Annotated in this window: 32 protein-coding genes; 6 read left to right on the top strand and 26 right to left on the bottom strand. The window is 63.7% G+C overall.

Annotated features, from left to right (window positions below):
• A partial coding sequence (locus NKH42_RS24420) for a GTP-binding protein (protein ID WP_292106490.1) occupies positions 1-436 on the bottom strand: 436 nt, incomplete at its 3' end.
• 271 nt (positions 437-707) lie between these two features.
• On the opposite strand from NKH42_RS24420, the gene NKH42_RS24415 reads away from it, so the two are divergent.
• From NKH42_RS24415 to NKH42_RS24405, 3 genes are all read left to right on the top strand, one after another.
• Entirely contained in the window at positions 708-1595 is an 888-nt protein-coding gene (locus tag NKH42_RS24415; protein ID WP_352974610.1) for a DMT family transporter, read from the top strand.
• Positions 1596-1628: 33 nt separating this feature from the next.
• Positions 1629-2078: a GFA family protein gene (locus NKH42_RS24410; RefSeq protein ID WP_352509812.1), complete on the top strand. Its 450-nt coding sequence runs from the start codon at positions 1629-1631 to the stop codon at positions 2076-2078.
• A gap of 105 nt (positions 2079-2183) precedes the next feature.
• Entirely contained in the window at positions 2184-2843 is a 660-nt protein-coding gene (locus NKH42_RS24405; RefSeq protein ID WP_352509813.1) for a peptidoglycan recognition protein family protein, read from the top strand.
• A gap of 45 nt (positions 2844-2888) precedes the next feature.
• Here the strand turns inward: NKH42_RS24405 and NKH42_RS24400 are convergent, their stop codons facing one another.
• Complete coding sequence (locus NKH42_RS24400; protein ID WP_023717513.1) at positions 2889-3146, bottom strand: GlsB/YeaQ/YmgE family stress response membrane protein; 258 nt, start codon at positions 3144-3146, stop codon at positions 2889-2891.
• 159 nt (positions 3147-3305) lie between these two features.
• Here NKH42_RS24400 and NKH42_RS24395 point away from each other — a divergent pair, with 159 nt between their 5' ends.
• Positions 3306-3773: a YidB family protein gene (locus tag NKH42_RS24395; protein ID WP_352689936.1), complete on the top strand. Its 468-nt coding sequence runs from the start codon at positions 3306-3308 to the stop codon at positions 3771-3773.
• Between the two features lie 379 nt (positions 3774-4152).
• On the opposite strand, the gene NKH42_RS24390 is transcribed toward NKH42_RS24395, so the two are convergent.
• Complete coding sequence (locus NKH42_RS24390; RefSeq protein WP_352974608.1) at positions 4153-4446, bottom strand: hypothetical protein; 294 nt, start codon at positions 4444-4446, stop codon at positions 4153-4155.
• Positions 4447-4543: 97 nt separating this feature from the next.
• On the opposite strand from NKH42_RS24390, the gene NKH42_RS24385 reads away from it, so the two are divergent.
• Positions 4544-4795: a DNA -binding domain-containing protein gene (locus NKH42_RS24385; protein WP_352777499.1), complete on the top strand. Its 252-nt coding sequence runs from the start codon at positions 4544-4546 to the stop codon at positions 4793-4795.
• Between the two features lie 3 nt (positions 4796-4798).
• Here the strand turns inward: NKH42_RS24385 and NKH42_RS24380 are convergent, their stop codons facing one another.
• The 8 genes from NKH42_RS24380 to NKH42_RS24345 all read right to left on the bottom strand — a co-directional run bounded on the left by NKH42_RS24380 (position 4799) and on the right by NKH42_RS24345 (position 8791).
• Positions 4799-5674 (bottom strand): ATP-dependent DNA ligase, encoded by an 876-nt coding sequence (locus NKH42_RS24380; RefSeq protein WP_352974606.1) that lies wholly within the window; start codon positions 5672-5674, stop codon positions 4799-4801.
• 123 nt (positions 5675-5797) lie between these two features.
• A complete protein-coding gene (locus tag NKH42_RS24375) occupies positions 5798-6022 on the bottom strand; it encodes a hypothetical protein (protein WP_031211179.1) in 225 nt (74 codons plus the stop codon).
• 50 nt (positions 6023-6072) lie between these two features.
• A complete protein-coding gene (locus tag NKH42_RS24370) occupies positions 6073-6585 on the bottom strand; it encodes a hypothetical protein (protein WP_352974603.1) in 513 nt (170 codons plus the stop codon).
• Between the two features lie 7 nt (positions 6586-6592).
• Entirely contained in the window at positions 6593-6922 is a 330-nt protein-coding gene (locus NKH42_RS24365; protein WP_352777507.1) for a hypothetical protein, read from the bottom strand.
• Positions 6923-6938: 16 nt separating this feature from the next.
• Positions 6939-7088 carry a hypothetical protein gene (locus NKH42_RS24360; RefSeq protein ID WP_352974600.1) on the bottom strand — a complete coding sequence of 50 codons (150 nt, stop codon included), beginning with the start codon at positions 7086-7088 and terminating at the stop codon, positions 6939-6941.
• A 4-nt stretch (positions 7089-7092) separates the two neighbouring features.
• Positions 7093-7386 carry a hypothetical protein gene (locus NKH42_RS24355; protein ID WP_352974597.1) on the bottom strand — a complete coding sequence of 98 codons (294 nt, stop codon included), beginning with the start codon at positions 7384-7386 and terminating at the stop codon, positions 7093-7095.
• Positions 7386-7670: a ubiquitination-like system serine protease family protein gene (locus NKH42_RS24350; protein ID WP_352974595.1), complete on the bottom strand. Its 285-nt coding sequence runs from the start codon at positions 7668-7670 to the stop codon at positions 7386-7388. Before NKH42_RS24350 ends, NKH42_RS24355 begins: the two co-directional genes overlap by 1 nt.
• Positions 7670-8791 (bottom strand): N-acetylmuramidase domain-containing protein, encoded by a 1122-nt coding sequence (locus tag NKH42_RS24345; protein ID WP_352974592.1) that lies wholly within the window; start codon positions 8789-8791, stop codon positions 7670-7672. The genes NKH42_RS24350 and NKH42_RS24345 overlap by 1 nt, the downstream gene beginning before the upstream one ends.
• A gap of 553 nt (positions 8792-9344) precedes the next feature.
• On the opposite strand from NKH42_RS24345, the gene NKH42_RS24340 reads away from it, so the two are divergent.
• Positions 9345-9521, top strand: a complete 177-nt coding sequence (locus NKH42_RS24340; protein ID WP_352974589.1) for a hypothetical protein — start codon at positions 9345-9347, stop codon at positions 9519-9521.
• Positions 9522-9599: 78 nt separating this feature from the next.
• Here the strand turns inward: NKH42_RS24340 and NKH42_RS24335 are convergent, their stop codons facing one another.
• The 15 genes from NKH42_RS24335 to NKH42_RS24265 all read right to left on the bottom strand — a co-directional run bounded on the left by NKH42_RS24335 (position 9600) and on the right by NKH42_RS24265 (position 23386).
• Positions 9600-10472 carry a hypothetical protein gene (locus NKH42_RS24335; RefSeq protein ID WP_352974586.1) on the bottom strand — a complete coding sequence of 291 codons (873 nt, stop codon included), beginning with the start codon at positions 10470-10472 and terminating at the stop codon, positions 9600-9602.
• Between the two features lie 9 nt (positions 10473-10481).
• Complete coding sequence (locus tag NKH42_RS24330) at positions 10482-12815, bottom strand: hypothetical protein (RefSeq protein WP_352974584.1); 2334 nt, start codon at positions 12813-12815, stop codon at positions 10482-10484.
• Positions 12805-13167 (bottom strand): hypothetical protein, encoded by a 363-nt coding sequence (locus tag NKH42_RS24325; RefSeq protein ID WP_352974582.1) that lies wholly within the window; start codon positions 13165-13167, stop codon positions 12805-12807. The genes NKH42_RS24330 and NKH42_RS24325 overlap by 11 nt, the downstream gene beginning before the upstream one ends.
• A gap of 4 nt (positions 13168-13171) precedes the next feature.
• A complete protein-coding gene (locus tag NKH42_RS24320; protein WP_352898117.1) occupies positions 13172-13552 on the bottom strand; it encodes a hypothetical protein in 381 nt (126 codons plus the stop codon).
• Entirely contained in the window at positions 13553-14968 is a 1416-nt protein-coding gene (locus NKH42_RS24315) for a hypothetical protein (protein WP_352898119.1), read from the bottom strand.
• Positions 14969-15033: 65 nt separating this feature from the next.
• Positions 15034-15798 (bottom strand): phage tail protein, encoded by a 765-nt coding sequence (locus NKH42_RS24310; RefSeq protein WP_352974580.1) that lies wholly within the window; start codon positions 15796-15798, stop codon positions 15034-15036.
• A 12-nt stretch (positions 15799-15810) separates the two neighbouring features.
• A complete protein-coding gene (locus NKH42_RS24305) occupies positions 15811-16539 on the bottom strand; it encodes a putative phage tail protein (protein ID WP_352974578.1) in 729 nt (242 codons plus the stop codon).
• On the bottom strand, positions 16532-17608 hold the full coding sequence (locus tag NKH42_RS24300) for a baseplate J/gp47 family protein (RefSeq protein WP_352974576.1): 1077 nt from the start codon (positions 17606-17608) through the stop codon (positions 16532-16534). Before NKH42_RS24300 ends, NKH42_RS24305 begins: the two co-directional genes overlap by 8 nt.
• Positions 17580-18119, bottom strand: a complete 540-nt coding sequence (locus NKH42_RS24295) for a phage GP46 family protein (protein ID WP_352859803.1) — start codon at positions 18117-18119, stop codon at positions 17580-17582. The genes NKH42_RS24300 and NKH42_RS24295 overlap by 29 nt, the downstream gene beginning before the upstream one ends.
• Complete coding sequence (locus tag NKH42_RS24290; RefSeq protein WP_352974574.1) at positions 18119-18568, bottom strand: phage baseplate assembly protein domain-containing protein; 450 nt, start codon at positions 18566-18568, stop codon at positions 18119-18121. Before NKH42_RS24290 ends, NKH42_RS24295 begins: the two co-directional genes overlap by 1 nt.
• Positions 18565-19626, bottom strand: coding sequence for a phage baseplate assembly protein (locus NKH42_RS24285; protein WP_352974572.1), 1062 nt, complete (start codon positions 19624-19626; stop codon positions 18565-18567). Before NKH42_RS24285 ends, NKH42_RS24290 begins: the two co-directional genes overlap by 4 nt.
• Positions 19627-19637: 11 nt before the next feature.
• Complete coding sequence (locus NKH42_RS24280) at positions 19638-20774, bottom strand: DNA circularization N-terminal domain-containing protein (RefSeq protein ID WP_352974569.1); 1137 nt, start codon at positions 20772-20774, stop codon at positions 19638-19640.
• Positions 20774-22573 (bottom strand): phage tail tape measure protein, encoded by a 1800-nt coding sequence (locus NKH42_RS24275; RefSeq protein ID WP_352974566.1) that lies wholly within the window; start codon positions 22571-22573, stop codon positions 20774-20776. The genes NKH42_RS24280 and NKH42_RS24275 overlap by 1 nt, the downstream gene beginning before the upstream one ends.
• 139 nt (positions 22574-22712) lie before the next feature.
• Positions 22713-23018, bottom strand: a complete 306-nt coding sequence (locus tag NKH42_RS24270; protein WP_352898144.1) for a hypothetical protein — start codon at positions 23016-23018, stop codon at positions 22713-22715.
• A gap of 2 nt (positions 23019-23020) precedes the next feature.
• Positions 23021-23386, bottom strand: coding sequence for a phage tail tube protein (locus NKH42_RS24265; RefSeq protein WP_352898146.1), 366 nt, complete (start codon positions 23384-23386; stop codon positions 23021-23023).
• Positions 23387-23536 lie beyond the last annotated feature (150 nt).

Here is a 23536-nt window from a genome sequence, read left to right as displayed (position 1 = left end):
CGACCAGCTCGAGCAGCTCGGCGTCGTCGACCTGGTCGACCTTGTTCAAGAACACCACGATCGAGGGCACGCCGACCTGGCGGGCGAGCAGGATGTGCTCGCGCGTCTGCGGCATCGGGCCGTCGGCGGCCGACACCACCAGGATCGCGCCGTCCATCTGCGCGGCACCGGTGATCATGTTCTTCACATAGTCAGCGTGGCCGGGGCAGTCGACATGGGCGTAGTGGCGGTTGGCGGTCTCGTATTCGACGTGCGCCGTCGAGATGGTGATGCCGCGCGCCTTCTCTTCGGGCGCCGCATCGATCTGGTCATAGCGCTTGTATTCGCCAAAATACTTGGTGATCGCCGCCGTCAGCGACGTCTTGCCATGGTCGACGTGACCAATCGTGCCAATGTTCACATGAGGCTTAGTGCGCTCGAATTTACCTTTTGCCATAGTCTCTTTCCTTGGACGGCCTGGGGACGGCCTGGACCTTCAGTTCAGTCGAATGCGGGGCGATTAGCGACTAAGGCCGAAAAACACAAGTGCCTTGTCGCCGAGCGCGCTCGCCCGCCCGAACGCGTGATCCGGTTTCGGAGAATGTGGCGCGGATATAGGAACGAACAAGGGCAATTGGAATGGTTGTGGCGGCGGCTGACGGCTTTGACGGATTTACAGCCGGATCTGGCCCATTGCCGCCCTGGCGCCGGTCTGATTTCGTGGGCCGATGCATTTCATCCCGACTGCCATACGAGGCCCGCTGTTCATGGTCGTTTCGACCGGGTCCTACATCGTCAACGACACGATGATGAAGCTCGCAACCGCGGGACTGCCGCCCTATGAGGTGCTGTTCCTGCGCGGCGCTGCGGCAACATTGTGGGGCATTCCGCTGCTGTTCATGCTGGGCTATGGCAAGCAGATCCGGCTGATCCTCGACGCCAAGGTTTTGCGCAGGAACATGCTCGAACTGGGTGCGATCCTTTGCTACGTGGTGGCGCTCGCCAACATGCAGATCGCCGATTCGACCGCGCTCGGGCAGATCACGCCCTTGCTGATGCTGGTCGGCTCCTCGATGCTGTTTGGCGAACGGATCGGTGGGCTGCGCCTGGCGCTGATCGGGCTCGGCTTTATCGGCGCAGTGATGGTGGCACAACCGACAATGCAGGGGATTTCGGTCTATGCCCTGCTGGCGCTAGGCAATGCCGCCCTGTCCGCGGCGCGCGATCTGGCCGGACGCAAGGTCGCCGCCGACGTGCCGGGAATGGTTGTAGCTATTTCCGCGGTGATTGTCGTGCTCGCGGGCGCCGGCATTGCGCATCTGGTTTCCGAGCAGTGGGTGGTGCCTGAAATCCGTCACCTGCTGCTGATGGGCGGCGCCGGACTGTTCCTGATCTTCGGCCACTTCTTCATCTTCATGGCCTATCGCGTCGGGCCGACCAGCGTGGTGGCGCCGTTCTACTATTGCTTTACCGTCTGGGCGGTGATTTCAGGCGTGGTGGTATTCCGGCAACTCCCGAATGCGCTGGCCATCTGCGGCATCCTGCTGGTGGTCGCCAGCGGGTTGACCATCGTCTCGCTCGACGAGCGCAAGCGCCGGTTGACCGTCGTCGCTTGAAACTGAAATCGGCCTGCACAATAGGAGGAGCGCGTGGCAAGCCCGGATGACAACCAGAATTCACGCAACCGCAGGCTTATCGGAAAGTGTCTGTGCGGCGCCGTTCAGTACGCGGTGGCAGACGGGTTCGTCTACGCCGCGAACTGCCACTGCTCGAACTGCCGGCGCACCACCGGCTCGGCGTTCAAGCCATTCGCCGGCATCGAGCGCGACAGGCTGAGCCTGACCAAGGGCGAGGACAATCTCACGATCTTCGGCGATGAAACCGGCCATGACGCGCACTGCAAGACCTGCGGCTCGTTGCTCTATTCGGTGGTCCGCGACGGTGCCTTCGTGCATGTCGCCATGGGAACCCTCGTCGACGAGCCGACCATCCGGCCGATGCAGCACATCTTCGTCGGCTCGAAGGCGAAGTGGTTCACGATCACCGACGATCTGCCGCAATACAGAGAACACGCGGTCGCCGGAGATGCCGGCGAATAGCTGACCGTTAGAAAACGCTCAACCAAATTATCGTTTCGTTTTCGCGTGGGCCGCCAAGGAAACTATACTGTGCTCCGTCACTGAACTTATGTCGCGGGGATTTCTGTGGCATTGCCGCCCGACTGGTTGCCCAATGTTGCGATGAAGCGCGTCATTTGCCACTGGACGGCCGGCTCGCATTCGGCCGGCGATACCGACAGGGATGCGTATCACATACTGGTCGAGGGGAATGGCCGCCTGGTCAGGGGCCGGCCTTCGATCGCGCTCAATTCGGGCCGGGTAAAACCGGGATATGCCGCGCACACGCTCAACTGCAACGGCGGCTCGATCGGGGTTTCGCTCTGCTGCATGGCCGGGGCGGAGGAAAGGCCGTTCGATGCCGGCGGCTATCCGATGACCAGGGCGCAGTGGGACGCGATGACCGCGGTTGTCGCCGAACTCTGCAAATACTACCGCATCAAGGTCACGCCCAAAACGGTGCTGTCGCATGCCGAAGTCGAGAGCAATCTCGGCATCGAGCAGCGCGGAAAATGGGATTTCACCCGGCTGCCCTTCGATCCGACGATCAGCGGCGCAAGCGCCTGTGGCGAGCGGCTGCGCCGCGACGTGACGGCGGCAATGGGCGCGATGCCAAATCTGCCGGTGAGGATTGGGCGCGATGCCGCATGGCAGCGACTGCTCGAGGAATTATGGCCGATCATGGTGAGAGGGCTGGAAGCCGGCCTCAACACGCTGATCCGCGAAATCCTCAAAAGGATCAGATAGGGGGTCGGCATTCACCCGAATGCCGACGCAACTGCCGGACGGCTTCTACAGTGCCCTCTTGCCGCTGAACTGATGATAGGCCCACAGGACAACCACGGCACCGACCACGGCGACGATCAGGCTATAGATGTTGAGCCCGGTAACGCCCGACGCGCCAAAGGCGCTGAAGATGAGCCCGCCGACGATGGCGCCGACAATCCCGAGCACGATGTCGAGCACCAGGCCTTGCCCGCTTTTATTGACGATCTTGCTGCCTATGAAGCCGGCGATGACGCCGAGAATAATCCAGCTTAATATTGACATTTTTCCTCTCTGTTCCCCGCACCCGATTACTTCCACATTATTAAGCAAAGCTCAAGCCAACTTGAAAATCATGATTACGGAAAGCTCAAACCGGCTTGAAATTCGCCATGGATGCGTCATTGTTGGAGACGGACGGGCAATTTGACATGGAGATCCACAATGGGACTGTTTGACAATGCCGTTCCCGGCGGCAACGTCGCCAAGCCGCTGATGATCGCGCTCGGCGCACTTTTGGTGGGAAAAATGCTGAGCGGTGGAAGTTCCGCCCAGCCGGAGGCGGCGCAGAGCCCTGCCCCCGTCCCGCCTGATACAACCGCATCCGCCGATGGCGGACTGCTCGGCGGTCTGGGCGGACTGCTCGACAAACTGAAGGATGCCGGCCACGGCAACGTCGCCAATTCGTGGGTCGGCACCGGTCAGAACCAGCCGATCAACCCCAACGATCTGGGCAGCGCTCTCGGGCCGCAAATCATTCAGGAGATCGCGCAAAGGACGGGCCTGAATCAGCAGGAATTGCTCCAGCAATTGTCCGCGGCCTTGCCGGGACTTGTCGACCAGCTGACGCCGAACGGGCAAGTGCCGCAGCAGAACCAGCTCGCGTCCATTTTCAGCAAATTCGCGAGCTGACGCCTGTCGCCCAACGCCGCCTGCGGTTCGGGACAACGATATGCGTAAAACACAGATTAAGATGCGCGTCCTTCTGGACGCGCATTGAACGCTCTGAACTATCGGCAACGCGCTTCGCTTGGCGCTGCCTGCTTCGGGATCGTGCGCGAGGTGCGCCGTGGCCTTGGGGAAAATCTGGAGCGGGTAGCGGGAATCGAACCCGCATATTCAGCTTGGAAGGCTCCTAGAAATACAATGAAATCAATGCGCCGTGTCACTGCTGCCTTTGGCCGTGTCAAATTCTGCCGTCGGGATCAGGAGGCGTGTCACTCGTGGATAGTGCCGCCCTGCCGACTTCCGACATCTTAGGCCCCGTATCTGGGCGGTTTCTGGGCGCGGTCTAGTCAATGCGATGGCCCATGCCGGAGACTTTAGTGTTCTCCGGTGTATAGGTCAGGCCGACGGCTTTGCCGCCGCACTTCGCACACCTCAGCTTCGGAATGAGATCATCAGCCATCGCTGGCGCATCCGGACCAAGCTTCGCCTTCAGCTTCTCTAGATTGAGCGGCTGATTATGGTGGCATCGCGAATTGTGGCAAAACGCGATGAGCCGCATCTTGTCATCCATCAATGATTGTAGTGTCCAGCCTTTCGCCATCCGGTCGATATAGCGCTGGCTCTTGACGATTGCCAAGTAGGCGCCATCATCGGGTGATGGAAGCATCCCCAGCGAGCGCGACGGCCTCCCCAGCCGGTGCGCGCATGGAGCAACCCGAAAGGGCATGTTCGTTATGAAGCCTGGAATCTTTGAGGAAGTTCCGTGGTCCGACACCATCACGGGTTACGACAAAGAGAATTTCACCATCTACATGCGGATCCTGGACGCCTGCGCTGACAATGCCAGCCAAGAGGAGATGGCCAAGCTCATTCTTGGCATCGACCCCGTTCTTGAACCGGTCCGCGCTCGCAAGGCTGTTCGCAGCCATATCGACCGGGCGAACTGGATGGTGACGACCGGCTACAAGGAACTGTTCGCCGGTTGACTGCTATTCCTCATCGCCAAAACCGAGCAGCGAGGCATGGCGTATGTGGCTGTGATCGCCACGGAGATGCTTGACGCGCAGCTTTACGCCAGGCTTGACCCACTGCGTCGCCGGCCGCTTCTTCATGGCCTCTGGCGGCGGGCCGGCGTGCTCCCGGACGCGCTTCAACAGCCTATCTTTCATGTCGCGGCCCAAGGTGATGAAGGCGGTACCGAGATATTTGCCGGTGCCGGGATCAGCCAGCAACGCGAATGCCGCCTTGCCCGGCTCGCGCTCGACGCCGAGCAGTTCGAATTCGTCGATGGTCCAGCTCTTTGTCTTCAGCCAGTTCGACGTCGGGCCGCTGCGATATTTGCTGTCGGCGCGTTTTGATACGACGCCCTCGAGTCCGGCCTGATCGGCCAGGTAGAAGATCGACTTGGCGTCACCGGGTATGGCCTCGCTGAACTGGATCCGGCTGTTCGGCTTGATGATGCTGTAGAGCATTTCCCGGCGCGCTTTGCAGCCGATGTCGCGCAGGTCGTGGCCGTCAAGATGCATGATGTCGAAAGCGCCGAGGTACATGGCATAGGGATCGCTGTGGACGGCTTTCTGGAGCGCGTTGAAATCGGGCAGCCCGGCTTTGTTGGGGACGACCGCCTCGCCCTCGATGATGGCGTTCTCAACCTCAAGCTCCCGCGCGGCTTCGGCGACGCCCTTGAATTTGCTCGTCCAGTCGGCACCGGATTTGGTGAAGACACGGATGTCGCCCGGGCCATTGATGACGACCTGGGCGCGGTAGCCGTCGAGCTTGATCTCATGAATCCAGTTCTCACCCTCGGGCGGTTTGGCGACCAGCTTCGGGATCATCGGAGGGATGAACGCCAGCCTTTCGCCCATACAAACTCCACGCAACAGACCCGATTCAATAAACTTTGAACGTTTCGGTTCCATGAACGCAAAAAGCCCGCCGCACCTTTCGGCACGGCGGGCTATGTTGATTTTTGGGACCAGATCGGAGGGTCAGTCGACCGGCGAGAAGTCGACGTAGTAGCTCTTGCCGATCACAAGTTGCTCAGCCGCCTTCGGGTTGTCGATCTGGAACTCGGCATGACCCGACGGTGTCGCCTTCTGGAACGAAAGATCCTCGGCGACCTTCTGATCGTACTCGCACCGGAAGATCGCTTTCGCGCCGCCCCAAGCCTGAGCGAACACGTTCTCCAGTCGCATTTTTGCACGAATGCCCATCTCTTCATCTCCATGAGTGGGGGTTGCCCGGAGCCGCCGGGCGCGGATTGCTACGGCGCTTCCGGGGTCAGCGGCGTCAGCGTCGCGGGCGCCGGCACGATGTCGAAATAGACCGTCGGTGCCGTCACCTCGATTGGGAAGGCGAGCTTCTGCAGGACATTGCAGGTGTAGGTGAAGCGCGCCTCGTAATGCGCCCGGCCGAGCGACGTGGCCAGCGGGATGGTGATCGAGCGCTGATAGGTCTCGCGGCCCTCCGGCGGATAGCCGTCGATCAGCGGCCGGCGGCCGACCGTGTAGGTCGACGGCACATGCACGGTGCCATCCGAATCGGTGACGTAGCGCTCGACGGTCGCCGCGCAGATGCGGTTCTGGATCACCGTGTACTGGACGTCGAGCACGCCGCCCTGCGGCACCTGCGGCGTCAGGACGCTCGCCGTCTCGAAGACGATCGGCGGCTCGCGATCGATCAGGATGGTGACCAGCCATGCCAACAGCACGGCAAAGGGGGACGCGACCAGCGCCGAGCGCCAGTCGAAGGCGCGCGTTCGTTCCAGCACCATCATCTGGCCCTCATTTGATCGACCTCAGATAGGGCGCCAGCAGCGCCCAGAGCTGGTTCAGCGCCACCAGCACGGCGGCAAGCCCAAGCACGAATTTGGGCGCCGAACGCAGCGTCTTGTTGAAGATCACCGAGCGGGTGACGATCCGGAAGCCTGCCTCCCACTTGTCGTCCGGCAGCTTCAGGAACTGGTCCAGCCGGTCCATCTGCTTCTTCGACAAATGACTGATCTGGATGATACGTTCGCGCTCTTCCTCGTTCCATCGCGCCACCATTTCGATGGTGCGCTTGTCGAGCTCCCGCCAACGCTGCGGCAACGCCAGCGGATCTGTTTCCGGCATCGGTTCTCCCGCCCAATCAGGATTTCAGTTCGGCGCGGCGCGCACCGCTCGCCTTTGAGTGGCGATCGCATTCGCCGGGCTTGTAGAGGCCGATGGCGCAGCCCGGCGCCATCGTCCGATCGATCCTGTTCTGATCCTCGACCGTCTTGCCCTGGGCACCGGCCAAGCTGTTACCGAGGGCCGAGCGAAGCGCCGGAACACCGCTGACGCCGGAAGTCCCACACCCCGCCAGCAGCAACACAGTCGTCAAAAGACATGCGAGCATCCAGACCCTTGTCGATCGCATCATGGTTTTCCCTTTCGATCTTTTGGCGGACTTCCTCCGCGCCCTTGTGCTTGACGTAGGCATAGACGCCCCATGCCGCGCCCGAGGCGACGACGATGGTGACGCCGATGGCGATGATGCCGGCCAGCTGCCGGTTGACGCCGAGCATGCCTGCGACAAGCGTTATGATCCAAGTCATCAGCACGACCTCCAGACGCCGCCGGTTAGGAAACCATGCCAATGACCGACGTGATGAACTGACGGCGTCAGCGTCGGCGAAACCCGATTTCCGTCCCAATCCCATGAAGGCGAAGTAGCTGGTCTGATGGCGAGGAAACCCTGCGAGCCGCAACCGCAGGGACAATTATACCAGAGACCCCCGACCGGATCGCCCGATAGCTCGAAATCGCCAGGTTGCGTGCCGTCTGCGTCGATATCCGCTACCAGTCTGCCCGTGACCGGCTCCGTCTTGACCTCACCCATCACGCCAGCACCGCGTCAGGCGCCGCGGCATCGGCGGCGATATCGATGTCGCCCTCGTCGGTGCGGCGGCTCTTGAACCAGCCCCACACCGCGTAGGCGGCAAGGCCAAGGCCGAGCAGGCTGGAGCCGGCGAGCAGCGCGTTGGCGACGGTCTGCGCCGTGTCGGCCTCGATGCCGGTCAGGTAGCTTGCCGTCTCGGCGACCTGGTCGCGCGCGGCGATGATCAGCACCAACACGCCGCCGCCCTTGGTGGCCTTCTTGACCTCCGGCACCTGGCTGACCAGCTGTTCGCCCGGCTGCTCGGCAGCGCTCTGTTTCCATGCCTCGAGGCGGCGGAAGGTCTCCGGCCCGGCGACGCCGTCGGCCGTGACCTTCTGCGCTTTCTGGAAATCGCGCACCGCATCGCGGGTCGACGGGCCATAGTCGCCATCGACGTTGACGGCGTAGCCGGCGCGCGCCAGCAGCGTCTGCAGGTCGCGCACCCTGGCGCCGGTCGAGCCCATGCGCAGCATGCCGGTCGACGCCGAGACAGGCGGGGAGCCGCTGAGGCGCCGATAGGCCGCCGCCATCTTCAAATGATAGCCATGCTTCTTGTAGGCTGGGCCATTGTAGCCGCGAGCGAAAGCGGCAAAATCCAGCCGGCGCAGCTCGTCGGCGAGGCCGAACTTGTCGATGAAGCGGGCCATGATGTCGATCTGGCCGGCGGCACCGCTGCGGGCGAGCTTGATCATGTCGTCGACGCCGGCGAAGCCGAGCTTTTGCCAATGCGCCGTCATCACCTGGCCGAGTCCGATCGAGATCGATTCGAGCGCCGCCTGCCGGTCAATTTTGGCCGCGCGCGCCAAGAGCATCCAGCGGGCCGCCTGCGATGCCGGGTTTTTCACCTTGCCGGCAACCGGGCTGGCAAGCCCCTGCGCGCGGGCGACGGCGCGGTTCGCGGCATTGAGCCGGGCATCGAAATAGTGCCCCTCGAAGCGGATCAGCGGCTCCTGCTTGCCCTTGACCATGGCAAAGACCTGGCCGTTGCTCTCGACCTCGGCGACAGCCTGCAGGGCGGCCGGCGAGCATTTGAGGCGAGCGGCAAGGCCCTCGATCGCATGCAGCGTCGAAGCGTCGAACATGGGGAGTCCTTTCCGCCCTCGCGGGCAGGTTGTGCGGTTTCGGATTTTAGGTATCTTGGCCCTAAGGAGATGCCCGACCGACGGCCGAAGAACCTCGCAGAGACCTCATAATTCTTAGCGGCCCGTGGGCTTCACACAGCGCTGACTTTCGAGCCAATGCTGCGCAGAGGGGCGGAGAAATCCGCACAGCCGACCATGGCCTGCTGAGGTTGATTGACGGCCGTTGAGAAGTTCTGAAGAGTTGGCAACCTCAACGAGGCCGACGTCATTCGGAACGCACTACGCCTGCCGAACTAGGCAATGATCACGAGAACCGGACCGGAATAGGCCACCCATTCACCCTGGATGCCAAGCAGCCCCTTTTCGGTGCCATTGGGGTTGTATCGGTCTGGTGTTTTTTTCCATCCAGATTTTCCAGCTCGGCGCGGTAGACGGTGAAATCCGCGCCTTCCTGACGGCTTCGGTGTTGGCATAGCCGATCACTTTCGCGTGATCTAGCGTGACGCGAAAAGATGGAGTAATGCATGCTTGGGTTTTAATTGGGGGGTTCGCAATGCCACTGACTGACGAAGAAGTAGCCACCACCACACGCCGCGCGCGGGTAATGGGTAACCTGCTCAAGAAAGCCGAAGCAGCCAGCGATTTCCTTGAGCTAAAGGCGACCGTTCTGGACCTTTGCCGCGTCGTAAATGCTCAAGTACAGGCAGAGAATTTCCCCGAGTACGACTAAGCCGGTGGCACAAAAGACCCTGCTGGGATGGCCGGTCAAAAAAGGCGCTACCGTTTGCGCGAACCGCTTCTCTGGGGCTCACGAGAACCGGCCAGAATAAGCCACCCACTCATTGCTGATGCCGAGCAGCCCCTTTTCTGTGCCGTTCGGATTGTATCGGTCTGGCGTAACATCCAGATTCTCGAGAGCAACACGGTAAACCGTGAAATCCATTCCGCCCGACCCGTTGGCGAAGTTCGGAAGATTGCCTATGCGCGGCTGGACGGCCGGCTGGTTAAGCGCTCCGCCACTATCGGTAAAGCCGGTGTTGGTCGCGACCAGAACACCATCCTTGTACCACGGCTCGGTGACAACATTGCCGACGCCGCGCGTGTAGCGGATCGCAACCTGATGAAGGTCCCCGACGACTGGCGGGCTGATCAAGTTCCGATAGCTTGAGCTGTCAACGACCATGCCGAGAAGGTTGGTTGAGCGAACTTCAAGGGTGTAAGCGCGAGTGCCGAGCAAATCACCCCATCCTGCTATAGACCGTGTATTCCCGCCAGTCGGCAGAGCGTTGAACTTGAGCCACACTGTGAAAAGGAAATCCGCAGTAGCGCCCACGAGCTTGAAGGCGTCCGGCAGGTCTATGTACCCAGACCCATTCTGGAAACGGATGCCGACAATCTGGCCGGCTCCGTTCGTCACATAGGACATGCCGCCGGTGCCGCCGATTGTTGCCACGGCCGCGCCATCAACCAAATTCCTGAACTGCTTGCCGACGCTCAGGGCTTCTCCGTTCTTCGTACAGTAAGCCGACTTGAAGTCGAAAAGCCCGACAGTCCGATTTGAGATGGTCCGGTCGCGCCGCAACAGACGCAGCTTGGCAGCGGCCGCAATCGCGTCAGCGTTTCCGCCAGCAGCGGCAGCGGCGACAGCGTCGAAAGCGGAGTATTTTTGAACGAAGGTCATTCGATGCTCCTATTGCGCCCAGCCGAGCGCGACCATTTTTGCGTAGATGGTGTTGTCGGCAATCGTGTAGCCGGCATTGTTGAAGTGGATGGCATCGGAACGCAGGGATGCAGGCACGATGCCATTCGCCACGTCGGTAAGATCCTGCGCAGAGCCGTCATTGGCTGCCTGCAACGGCCCGATCAGGTCCACGTAGAAATTGCCATGATCTGCCGCATAGCCGGCATTGAGCGCGATGATCTGATCGTAGGCGATCTTGTTTGCGCCGGAGGTATTGCGGTCACCACTGCCCGGGGGCACGGAAAGAACGAGGTAGCGAGACTTCCAGTTCTTGAGGTGAGCGACCATGGCGATGACGGACGCCCGGTTTTCGGCCGGCACCGTGATGCCATTGCGGCCAACCCAAATGATGTTTGTCATCTGGTCGAGCGGCAGGTTCGTTGGGCTGCTGCCAATCGCGCCACCGCCCGTCGGGTCGACAATGAAGGTGGTGCCCGGCGGACAGGGTGTGGATGCCCCGGCGGCGGCTCTTGTGAAGCTCACCTGCCCCGCCTGCACGGCACGCGACAAAGTGCCATAGACGCCCGCCAACGTGCCGGTGAGCACGATGTTGGTGTACTGGGACAGCTTGCCGTCATCATCGAGCGTCACGTTGACTGCGCCCGACGCAGGGATGGTGTTGCCGCTGGCCGTCACCGTGGTGATGACGCCGCCTTGATAGACGGCAACCTGCTTGGCGCTTAACGAACTCTTGCCGCGATTGATCACCGTGCGGCCGAGCAAGGCGGCGAGCTTGTCGGGATAGTTGTTGGTGTAGATGAAACTTGTGCCGGCGCCGCCGCTGACATCCTCAAGGCCAGCGGTCAGGCTGTCGCCCCAGCAAACGCAGCGCCTGTCAGCCAGAGCCCGGTATGCAGGGCCGCCCCCGACTGGCGCAAACTTGATCGCGCCATCGCTTTCATCCGAGAAGAAAACAAGGCTTTCGGCATCGTTGAGTGTCGGCCTGGTGTTGCGCCCACCGGCCGTGATTTTGGTGACAATTCGGCTCGTTTGATCCTCAGCATACACATCGATGTTGCTGCCGTTTTCGAGCGTGTAAACGGCCTTCGTCGCCCCGATGTCAGCAGCTTGCGAATTGGCGGCGGCCGGCGCTGGCGGCGACTGCACGGCGATATAGGTCACCGTGCGACCATCCAGCAGCGTTGCCGACAGGACCAGCCCGTTTGCATCCGTCGCGGCAGCATAGAAGCCGGTCAGGTCCGGCTCCCCGAACACGTATTGAACGCCGGCCCCGGTGACAGTGATGGTCGCACCTTCCAGCGCCAAGCCGGCGACAGTGCCGCCCGCCGACACATTGCCATCCACGCCAAGCCATGGCACCGATAGAGGCAGCATGTTGCTTGCCGAGCCGTCATGCTTTACGCCGCCGAAAATCCGCTCGTTGACATCGATACAAGCGGTCTGCCAGCCGGAGAGGTCTGCTTCGAAAGTGTCGTAGGTTGAAGGGAAGATCGCATCAAACATTGCCTTGCTTGGATAGCTGGCAATCAGCGTCGCGACTGTCGCGACGTTCTTGTACATCAGCGCGTAGGTCGTGGTTCCGTCGCCCTTGACGATGAAGAACTGGCCGTTGACGGTCGCGGCGATGCCTGCGGCGGTAGTATCGTAGATCACTCCACCAACTGCGGCCGCAGCCTGTGTCGCAGACAGTCCGGCGGCTGCCGCATCGGCGCCCGTCGCCAGCCGATCGGCTGCAGTCTGACCGGCATCGGCGCCCGTCGCCGTCCTGTCGAGCCCTGTCGCGATGCGATCGGCGGCAGTCTGGCTTGCATCGGCGCCGGTCGCCGCGCGATCGAGCGTGGTTTGCGCGCGGTCGGCGGCGGTGGCGATGCGATCGGCCGCGGTCAGGCCGGCGTCAGTGCCGGTCGCCGCACGATCGAGGCCGGTTTGCGTACGGTCGGCGCTGGTCTGCGCACGATCGGCCGCTGTCTGGCCGGCATCCTGCGCAGCCGATTCTGCGGCCGCCTGCGCCAGCGTCACGCCGGTCTCGAGGTCGCCGAACTCGTCGGCGATGGTTTGCGCCTGCTCGGCCGCCTGGCGCGCCTGGTCGACCTGTGCGGCGCCCTGCGCCAGCAGCGTGCCCCAGAAATTTTCGCCGGTCGCGGCCCACGCACCGGCCGTCTTCAGCCACTCGTCGCCATTGGCGCGAATGATAGCGCGGTCGCCGTCGCGGCCAAAATCGGCGACCAGCTCGGCGGCATCGTCGACCGGCAGGAAGGATTGGCCAGCCGGGCCGGAGACGACGACGACATTTGGGATTTCGAGGATCGCGTCATACGACATCGCGGGTCACCGTTGTCAGAACTGGCCAGATCACTTTGTCGAGCACCATGCGGCTGTCGTCGCCGTCGAAGCGGGCGATATCGAACACGACGATGGTCGAGGCGACGAAAGGCTTGGTCGCTTCCTCCGACAGGAAGAAGGCCAGCGTGCGCGGCGCCTCGCGCTGGATCGTCAGATCAAGCGTGTCGGCTTCGAACAGCACCGGGCCGGGCACGGCGGCGCGGAACTGCGCCACCAGCCGGCCGGTCGCCATCTCTTGCGCATCCCACAGATCCTGCGGGAACTGCAGGCGCATCTGGAAATCGTAGCCAGGCCGGATCGGCTCGACATCGGGAAAAACATATTTTGCCATGATTTCAGAGAACCGATGCCGCTGTGAAGAAGGCATCAACCTGCGCGCCCGAAAAGCCGAGCGCGGCAAAGCCGGCCTGCATCGTCGGATCGGTGCGGACGAAGCTGCCGCTGTTTTCGTAGGCGATCTGGACGGCTGGGCCTTGCGTTGCAATCCAGGCTTCGACATCGGTGAGCAGGCCGGCGGCCAGCAGCTGCAGCTTGAACTGTCGCGCGGATACCCGGTCCGGAATGACCGGCACCGGTACGGGCGCGGTGAACACTTCGCCATCGAACAGGAAGCCGGGGCATACCGCATCATCGGCTTCGATAAAGCCTTCCGGCGCGGCGCCCGTTCGGTCGGACTGAACGACGATTCCGTTTTCGACGAGGACGAAAATGCTCATCTAGTCTCCCCAATATTTCAGGCGGGCGTAGTGCTCGATAGAGCCGACGCCGAAGGCGAGGCCGAGGCCATCAGCCTGGGTGGCTGTGGTCCGATATTCGAGGCGGTAGGCATGACCGCCGATGACCAGCGCTCCGCCGACCGCCATGGTGCCGGTGTTCGGCGAGTTGTTGCCGACACCGCCGATGCCAGTCGCGACCTCTGCGCCGGCCGTCACATCGTAGAGACGAACATTGATCGGGATGGCATAGGCGGAGACCTGCCATTCGACCCAGCCATCGGCCGCCGGCGTGAAGATGTTGCTGGCCAACGCCATCAGATTGTAGGGATCGCGTACCTTGGTGTTGAGCGCGTGGATGGCCCATGCGCCATTGCCGGGCGCCGATGTGCCGCCGCCGACGCCGGAGGCCTTCTGGTCCTCCAGCACGGCATCGGGCAGGCCGTTGCCGCCGCCATATTCCGGTGCGGTCGCCGCGGCATTCATGCGCAGCGTGCGCCGCGCCGCGCCCTTGGGCACGCGCGCCAGAACCTTCGGCCCCGTCGCATAAAGCAGGTCGCCCGCCACCAGGCCGGCCGGCGCCGGCAGGAACAGCTTCTGGCCAGCGCTGTCGCCGACGACCAATACATTGTCGTCCGTGTCCCACTGGACATCGCCTTCGGCGGTCGGCAGCGGGTTGGCGCTCTGCTTGAGAATGATGGTGCTGCTGACCGAAGCCCCGTCGACGCGCGTGAAGCGCAGCAGCCGCCAGTTGCCGGAGCCGAGCGATTGCACCGACGCGGTGTCGCCGGCCGCGGTGACGATGTTGGAACCGCCGGGCAGGATCAGGCTGGTGGCGTTATGGGTCAGCGTCAGCGCCGCGGCAAAAGTCAGGCGGCGGATGGCGCCGGCCGGCGCCGAGCCGAAGGAAGAGATAGCGTCCGTGCCGGTGATGCGGACATTGATGCCCGTGGCATCGCCGAGATCGGTGGTCGCCGCGCTGGCGATGTCGGTCGACATGGCCGACAGATTATCGGCGGCATCGATCAGGCTCGACGCGCCGGTGCCGCCGTGGTCGATATCGATCAGCCCGTCATTGTTGGCGTCATAGATGGCCTTGGCCATCATGCCGTAGCCGCCGACATCGACGCCGGACAGGATGTCGGTGACCGCCGCACCCAGATAGAGCTCCAGCACGGTCTTCAGCAGCGCCGGGTCGGCCGGGTCGAGGGTTGAAAGATTGACCCCGGAGGCGATCAGCACGACGCGCAAATTGGCGATGATGCGGTTCCAGTCGTCGGCGGTCAGCTTGGTCGAATCGCCATAGGACAGGCCGTTGCGCGCCCAGGAGAAGCCATCGACATGGGCGGTGCCCATGCCCGCCGGCGGCGTCAGTTTCTTGACGACATCGAGTATCCCAAACAGGTCGGGTGCGGCCATGATTTACAATCCGGTGAAGGAGAAAGGGGCCAGCCGAAAAGGCGAGGATGCGGCCCGTGAGGCAATCAGGTCTTGATTATGTAAAGCACCGCCCGGTTGCGCGGCCGCGTTTCGGCATCGCCTGTCGTCACATTGACGATGTCCACATAGGGGTTGCCGCCGCCGCCCGGATCCCAGCCATCGTTAACGTTGCGCTCGCCCGTCTTGGCGACGCGGGCAAAGCCGACCTCAGACGGGTTGGTCGATGGTGTCGCATTGCCGGCTTGCCGAAGCGTTCCAAGCGACCCATCGCCATTGACGCGCGCGACATCGTCCGTCTGCGGCCGCGCCGTGGCGTAATCCTGAAAGCTGCCGAAGACGCGTCCGGTGTCGATGCCGCGGCCGTCGTCGAAGCCGCGCAGGAATTCGCCGCGGAAGTCGGGCACGTTGAAGGTGGAGACCGCATCGCCGACGCCCCAGCTGGTGCCGATCGCCGCGAACAGATCGGCATAGGTCGCGCGGTTGACCGCCTGGCCATTGCATTTCAGCCAGCCGGTCGGCGCCGTCGCGGCAGCAAACATCGAGACCGAGCCGGGCGGCACCTCGATCGACGGCGTGCCGCCCGCAACGATGTCGGCGATCAGCGCCTGCAGAGCCTGCCAGAGCTGCGTCTTGTCCGCGGGATCGGGGGTGAGGCCGGCTTCGACGATCACCTTCAGGATCTCGTCCTGCGGATCGTTGAAGACATCGGCCGGCGGGATGGCACCGGTCAGACCAGCCGCGCGGTTCTCGTTCCAGTATGGTATGCGCTCGCTCGATACGGGCGCATTGCGCGGATTGACGAACTTCATGGCGGCCTCTTTTCAGACGGAAAAAACGATGGTGGTCCAGGCTGGCTTCAGCGCGTTGAACAGGCAGATAAGATCGTCAGGCAGGCCGAGCCGGCCGAGCGGCGTCTCGCCGGCACGGCCGTCGCCGGCGCGAAAGAATTCGACCGAAACGCCAGGCACGCTGACGATCCAGACATATTCGACGACCTCGCCGCCGGCGATAGCCTCAGGTCCGCCGCAAGTCGAGGCGCCGGCCCGGAACGGCGTTGGCTCCTCGATCGAGATGGCATAGCCGGCATCGGCCGCAAGCTTGATGAAATCGGCCGGCGTGATCGTGCCGCCCGAGCGGATTTTCAGCAGCAGCGAGCGCATGCGCGCGTCGATCGTCTGGTCCGGCCCGAGGCATGGATCGGGCAGCCCGTATTCGATTTCCCAGTCGTCGAGCGACGTGACCAGGGTGACCGCGGTCGATTCGAGCGCTACCCCGAACAGCGCCCGATAAGCATCGGCAAAGGCCGAGCCGACCGCGCGCCAGAACCGCGACAGCACCGACAGCGGATCGAGCGCCTGGTTGTCGGGCGTGCCCCATGCCGCACCCTTCGGCAACAGCGCTGTCAGAAAACCTTCTGCGGCCTCATCCGAGGGATCGGACAGGACATCGCCCTGCGGCGGCGCGCCGATGAACGGATCGTCCGGGGCGAAGTGGAAGAAGGCAAGCTCGTCCTCGCCGGGATAGCGTGGCCAGCGCACGGCGTCAGACATAGTTCACGGTGCCCAGCACCGGCATTTCGCCGCCGACATAGATGATGTCACCGGACGGGTTGATCAGGAAGTGCCGGTCCTCGCCGACCGCAAGGCTGATCGCTTCCGAGATCCACGAGCGCGACAGAGTGAACGGTGCGGAAGCGACGCCCGGCCGGGCGCGCCTGACCAGCATGGCGGCAATCGAGGCGGCGATCGCCGCACGCGTCTGCACCGTGTCGACGGCAAGATTGGCAATGGTGATGTCGAGCGGAGCCGGGATAGGTGCCGAAACCGACAGGCCGGCACGGATCAGTCGCCGCGCTTCCAAGGCATCCTGCACCAGGGCGATGTCGCCCGCTTCCGGGATGCCGTTGACGCGGCCTTCGAACAGGAACCAGACGCCGACCGTCCCGGGCGCATCGGCGAACGGAAAGGCCCAGGCCTGGGTGACGCCGGGCACGGCACGGGCAAACTGCTCGTAGTCCGAATAGGCGCCGCCCTGCGGCGGCCTGCGCTTGCGGTCGAGGATGCGCGCGCGGAGGCTGGCATCCGTCTCGGTATCGGCGCCGCCGCCAATGCCGCCGCTCGCCACCGTCGCTTCCAGCTCCAGGTTAGGGAACTGCGTCGGGTCGGCGCGCTGCAATGTCTCGCCGGCGGCGATGTTGGTGGCGACACCATAATCGTCGGACAGGATGATCAGCGCGAGCTGCCCGGCCAGATCGGAGCGCGCATCAGAAACCGAGCGATAGAGCCGGTTGCCGGCGATGAAGGCGATGCCGGCCGGATAGATGGTATCGGCATAGCCATTGAGCGTCACCACGCCTTCGGCGCGCGCCATCGGCCGGCGATAGATGCCGAGCTCGGCGCCGTGCCGTTCCAAGTGCTGGACGCTCGCCGTGGTCGCGAAAATCTGATCGTAAAGCCAGGCGGCGCGCAAATGCATGTCGTGCATGCCTGCGGCGACGGTCTTCACGATCGCGGTCAAATTGTTCGGCCAGACCAATGCATCGGTGCCCGGCAAATAGCGCCGCAAGGTGCCGCGCAGCCGGGTCGAAATCTCAGTTGGCGAGAGGACGGTCCAGGCCACGCAATTGCTCCCACAAGACGCCGAAGCGGCGATCGAAGACGACCGCGCCATCGCGGTCCTTCAAAGTGATTTTCAGGTCGATACGGCGCTGCGCCGGGTCGGCCGTGCCGATCACCTCGGCGGAGGAGACCGCGCCCTGGTCGATCAGCGTCTGCAGGGCGGCACGGGCATAGTCTTCAGCGCGCAGCGCGGTCGCGTCGTTTGCAGTCGAGCGGCGCAGCAGCCAGAGTTTCGAGCCGATCACCGTCTCGCCGAGGTCGGTGCGCAGGTCGAAACTGTCGCCCGGCCAGCCGCGGTTCTGCTCTTCGGGCGGCAACTCGTCCGGCTCGACGCGCGCGTCTGTCATCAGGCAGAGCAGCACGGCGGTGGCAAGTTCCGCCTTGGCGCGAAGGCCGCCGGCATTGGCCTTGTCGTCGCCGGCTATGGCCCAGTCGCCAGACGTGCCGTCCCATAGCGTATCGGGCGACAGCAGCGGTTCGCCGTCGCCAGTGAGCGGTACGATCCTGATCATCAGTGCGTATGGTGAGGCGTGTTGCCGCCGGCATCGATGATCGAGCCCGTGGCGTTGATGTTGCCGTCGACGTTGAGGTCACCCTTCAAATTCCAGGTGCCGCCGGTCAGCGTGATGGTCCGCGAGCCGAAATCCATGGTCACGCCTCCGGCGAACAGTTTGATGATGTTTCCCGACGCATCGTAAAGTGCCGCGGCGCCGTCCGGCAGGTCGGGCCGGTGCTGCGCGTGCTCGATGCCCATGAGCATCGCCTGGGTGCGGCGGCCAGGCATGACCATGGCAACGCCGATCGCGCCCTTCGGCGGCCGGCTGGCGGCGCCATGCGGCTGGATGTAGAGCAGGTCCTTGAACGTCTCGCCGGCCAGCCCGCGGCCGGAGATCAGCAGCTGGCCGTTGTCGAAGCGCGAAGAGTCGATCTCGAAACGCGTCAGGTGCGCGGAGGATTTCATTGCGCCGAATACTCCGCCTTTGGCTCCGGCGCCGACCAGCCCTTGCCCGATTTCGACCCGGACGAAGAGCCGCCGAGCGCGCGCGGATCGGTCAGCGTCAGGGTCGCCCGCGTGCCGTCACCATCGGCTTGCGTGTCCTGCGTCAGTTCCACCGATTTGATGACCATCATCTGGTCGAGATAGATGCGCGGATGCCGGACGTAGACCAGAAAGTTCGGCGTCCAGATGGTGCCGCCGGCATCGCGCCAGCCTGACACGGTGATGGTCGCATTGACGGCAAGCCCTGCCGCCGCGCGCGCCTCCCATTCAACGGCATTCTTCATATGCTTCGTCGTCGCCTCGCCATCGAGAACGACGATCTTGGGGCGGCTGCGGCCAACCGATGGATCGGACGCCTTGGCCTCCGGCCGCAGTGCCTGAGGTGTGGTGCCGCGCGATTGCTGGCCGCGCACGATGACCGGGTTGAACCTGCCCTCGCCCGAAAATTCCGCTGCGGCGGAGATGATGTTGACGCCAGCCGCCAGGCCGCCGCTATGCGACCCCTCCGGCTTCTGAACGATGCGCAATTTGCCTTGCGGCGTGTCGTGGATGATCGCCGCCTCGGCGCGCGCCAGCGGCTCCAGCGTCGAATATAGCGATTCCCCCGGCTCGATCTGATGCTTGGCGATGGTTTCGAACGATCCCTTCGCCTCGATGCCGATGCCGCAATTGTCGAAGGCCTCGCCGATGCCCTTGATGTCCCTGTTTTCGACCAGGCCGGTCTTGTGCAGGATCGAAGTCTCGACCGCATCAACCGTCCGCGAGACCAGCGAGATCGTGGCCTTCCAGTCGTCCGATCCCTGGTCGGGCCTGAGGTCGCGAACGTAGCCGGTCAACAGCAGCGTGCCGCTCGCCGTCAGGCTGGCCTTGTCATCGGGCCAAGGCGGCGCCACGCCGGGCGGGATGTGCCCGGTAACGACAGCCGTGCGCACAGCCTCCTCGGCCGAGATCGAGACGCTTATATCTTGCCAGGTCAGCAACAGCCCGCCCGCCTGGATGGAAATCACTTCAAGCGGCACGCCAATCCCCTTTATGGCGCGATGGCTTCAAAGCTGATCGGCATGGCCGCCGGCGTGGCGACGCTGTTGCGCTGGACCAGCTCGCCGGCGCGACCAGCGTCGGCATAAAGCGCGTAGGCCAGCGCCGTCGCCGGCAGCGATATTTCGGTCTGCACGCTGACCAGCGGCGCCCGATTGGCGGCAACAGCGCTGAGGTCGGATGCCGCGGTCGCCGCGATATCCGACAGCCATTCGCTGATCGCAACGTCGAGGCCTGTCGACAGGGCCTCGAGGACGGGATCGACGACCGGCGCAATGCGGTCACGGGCACGGCGCGCATCTTGGCGCGAAATATAGTCGCCGGCAGCAAGCGCCTGGCAAAAGCCGGCGGCGAAGGCGGCGGCGGCCACCAGGGCGAAGACATCGTTGCCGGAAGGTGCGGCCGCAACCGCGAAAGCTTCAGTGGCCTCGGCCAGGCTCGCCAGATCGGCAATGGCGCCAACCGTCGAGGCAATCGCCGCAGCGATCGGCCCGGCCTGGGCAACAGGTTCTGTCGACAGGCGCGTGATCGTCGCTATCGCGTCGGCGATGGCGGGCCGCTTTTCGGCCGGCAACTCCGCCGCATCGGCGACCGAAGCCATAAGCGCCGCAGCGCCCGCGGCCGCAAGCGCAGAGGGCGCCGCCTGGCCGGGCGCGACATCGCGCATGCGGAACGCGGCGGCCGAGGTGATCATGTCGATGCCGGCGGCGATCTTGGCGGCGATGGCATAGGCGCCGGGCACGGCGGCGAAAGGCAGCGAGGCGAGGCCCGCCAAAACGAACTCGATCTCGAAGCCGACATAGCCGGCACGGCCGCGCTCGCGCGACAATGACCAGCGCGGCACGCGAACCAGCACCGGACCGCCCATCGGCAGCACCAACGTCGCCGCACCGGGCGCATTGAGCGCCGCGGTGAAGGCTCGGGCCTTGGCATCGGCAATGTCGCCAGCGACATAGGCCGACAGGCTGAAACGCCTGACATCGCCGCCCATGTCCTCGGTAATGTGCAGATCGGAATAGGCGATCGGCGAGATGGCGACGCGCCGCCCGCCTTCAGCTTCCTCGGCCTCGACGAAGAACGGCACGCCGCGGAACGAGGCGGGCCGGAAGGCCTTCAGCCAGTCACGCATCAACGCGGTCCCATCAAATGGCCAGCGTTGGACTTGCCGGTGTCGGCGCGAACCGCCTTAAGCGAGCCGATGGGCCGCGACAGGTCGGCGGCAGCACTGCGGGCGGCGCCGGCAAGCGCATTGGCGCCGGCGACGATTGCCGCTTCCAGCTTGCCCGCGACCGATGCCAGCGTGTCGGCACCAGACTTGATGCTGTCACCGGCCTGCTTGCCGCCGTCGGCAACGGATGACGCCGTCTCGACGCCGGCGCCCTTCAGGTCGGCCGCTGCGGCGTCCGTGGCCCGTTCCATCGCGCTGAAATCGATTTCGTTGCCGAAGTAGCCGGACGGCTTCTCGACCTGAACACTGTTGCGCACCGCGGCAGCGTGGCCGCGGCCGTAGAGCCGGTATTGCTCGGCCACGCTCGGCGCAACCGGACGCGGTGTCGGGATCGGCGTGCGGCCCGGCTGGTCCTGACGCCGCGACGGCAATTCCGGGCTGGCGCTCATCGGCCCCTTGGCGGCGACCAGGCCTTCGGGCGACCGCCATCCGCCCTTGAATGCGGTCAGTCCCTGGTCCTGATTGTCGAAGCCATTGCGCAGCCACCACATGCGCTTTTCCCAGAAGCCCATGCCCTGCTTGTCGAGCTCGGCATTGATGAACTGCGCCTTGTCCATGTTGGAGCTGACGAAGTCCATGGCGCCGGTGGCGGCGGGTGCAATACCCGAGCCGATCGCGCGCACCATACGCTCCCAGGATGCGCCCATGCGGTCGATCTTCGACTGGTTGTCATCGAGGACGCGGCCGAGATCGCGCATCGTCGCGCCATCGACATTTTCGAGCGACTTCTGGAAACCCTCCATGGCGTCGCGGCCCTGCAAAAGGGCGCGCATGCCTTGCTGGAATTGGGCATCGGTGAACAGTTGCGGGATCTTCGACAGATCGCCTTTGAGCGCCCGTTCGGTCAGTTCGATGAACACATCGATAAGGTCACGGCCTTCCTTGCGCGCCTTGGCCATTTCCTTGCGCAGATCGACGCCGAACTTCTTAAAGCTCTTCGCCGTCTCGTTCGATTCCATCTTCTGCAAGACGTTCTGCAAATTGGTAGCGGCAGAACTCGCATCACCAGTCTGCAGGCGCACCGTCTGCAGCATCGACGCCAGCTTGCCCAAGCCCTTCTCACCCTCGTATCCGAGCGAAGCCATGGCTGGCGCAAGCGAAGGCAGGTACTGGGCCATGTCCTTCAGTTCGAACTTGCCCTGCTTGCCCGACGTTACCAGAATGTCGAAGGCGCGCTGCATGTTGTTGCCGGCGAAATGGAAAGAGTTGCCGATCGCGTCGGCCGTGGTGGCGATATCGGCAATCTCGGCGCCGGCAGCTTGCGCGGTTGCGGCGACGGAAGGCAGGAACGAAAGCGCATCGTCGAGGCTGCGTCCGGAAGCGACAAGCGATTCGAGACCGTCCGTGACGCTGTCCTGCGTCATCGAATAGTCGAGCGCAGCACGATCGACCGTGCGGAACATCTCGCCCAGCTTGTCCTTGCCGGCATCGGCATTGATGGCGATACGGTTCAGTCGCCGTTCGGCGCCGGCGAAGTTTGTCACCATTTGCCCGGCCCCGCGCACCAGACCATAGGCGACGAGCCCGCGGACGGCGTTTGCCGCCAACATGCTGTTGCGCGCCATCAGTCCTTGCGTGCGGTTGAACGCTAGAGCTTTCTGATTGACCTGGTTGAGCTTGCTGGACAACTGGCCGAAGGCGCCCATCGGGCCGAGCTTCGCCGACAGGCGCAATATGGCCTCGATCGTGCGGTTGCTCATGTCTTCGGCCTACGCTTCAGGAATTCAATGCCACGCCTGTGCAGCATGGCGATTTCAGAAAACGGCATCGGCAGCACCGTGCCTGGCTGCCAGTTGAAGAAGAACATCAGATCATCGGCTTGAACGCCGATGACGTCGCCTACTCGGTGACCGCCGGCGCGGTACGCATAAAAAAACCGATCACCGCGTCGCGCACCAGCCTGGCATCGGCCAGCTCAAGCACGCCCAGCTTCTCGATCCCGGGCGCCACGACACAGCGGCGGACATAGGCAGCGACGGTGTCGACGTTCTCGATGACGACATTGTTGCCGCCGGCACGCTGGATTTCGTAGGGCTCGCCCAGCGCCAGCAGATCCTCGAAGCGCGGCTCGCGCAGCGTGACGCTTTCGAAGGCTTCGGCGTGGGCCTCATAGCGCTTCGACAGCGGAACGACCGTTTCCGCCATCGTCAGATCTTACGGTAGACGCGGGCGATCAGCGCCACGCCCGTGACTTCACCGCTCGCCCGGTTGATGGTCGGCGTGCCGGTAAAGGCGGCTTCGGTCCACAGATGCTGGACACCAGTGAAGCTTTCGTTGAGCGTCACGTTGAAGCCGGAAGCCCGCATCAGCCGGTTCCAGTCGTCGGTCGGCAAATCCTCGAAGGTGAGGTTCGCCTTGAAGCCGGTCGGCTCGACCGTGCGATAGGGCGAGCCGTCCTGGTTGGCGGCGCCGGTGATCTCGACATTGGACGGCATGATCTCCGCCGCGCCGCGCACCACGATCCGCTCGCCGGTCGAAAGACCGAACGTCATCTCTCCGCCGAAATTCTGCATCGGTCATCCCTTTCGTGTGAAGTGCCCATTCGGGCGAATTGTCGGGCTTGTGGCCGCCTGTTGGCGAACCGTGCCCGCCGGTTTCTCGTTTCGCCGTCCACGCACCGGGTAACCGGAAACGGACGTGGTCGCGGCCGGGGAGTGTACCGG

Origin of the sequence: Mesorhizobium sp. M1142 (assembly GCF_040318565.1) — a bacterium.
Taxonomy (GTDB): Bacteria; Pseudomonadota; Alphaproteobacteria; order Rhizobiales; family Rhizobiaceae; genus Mesorhizobium.
This window is presented reverse-complemented; position numbering and strand designations above follow the sequence as displayed.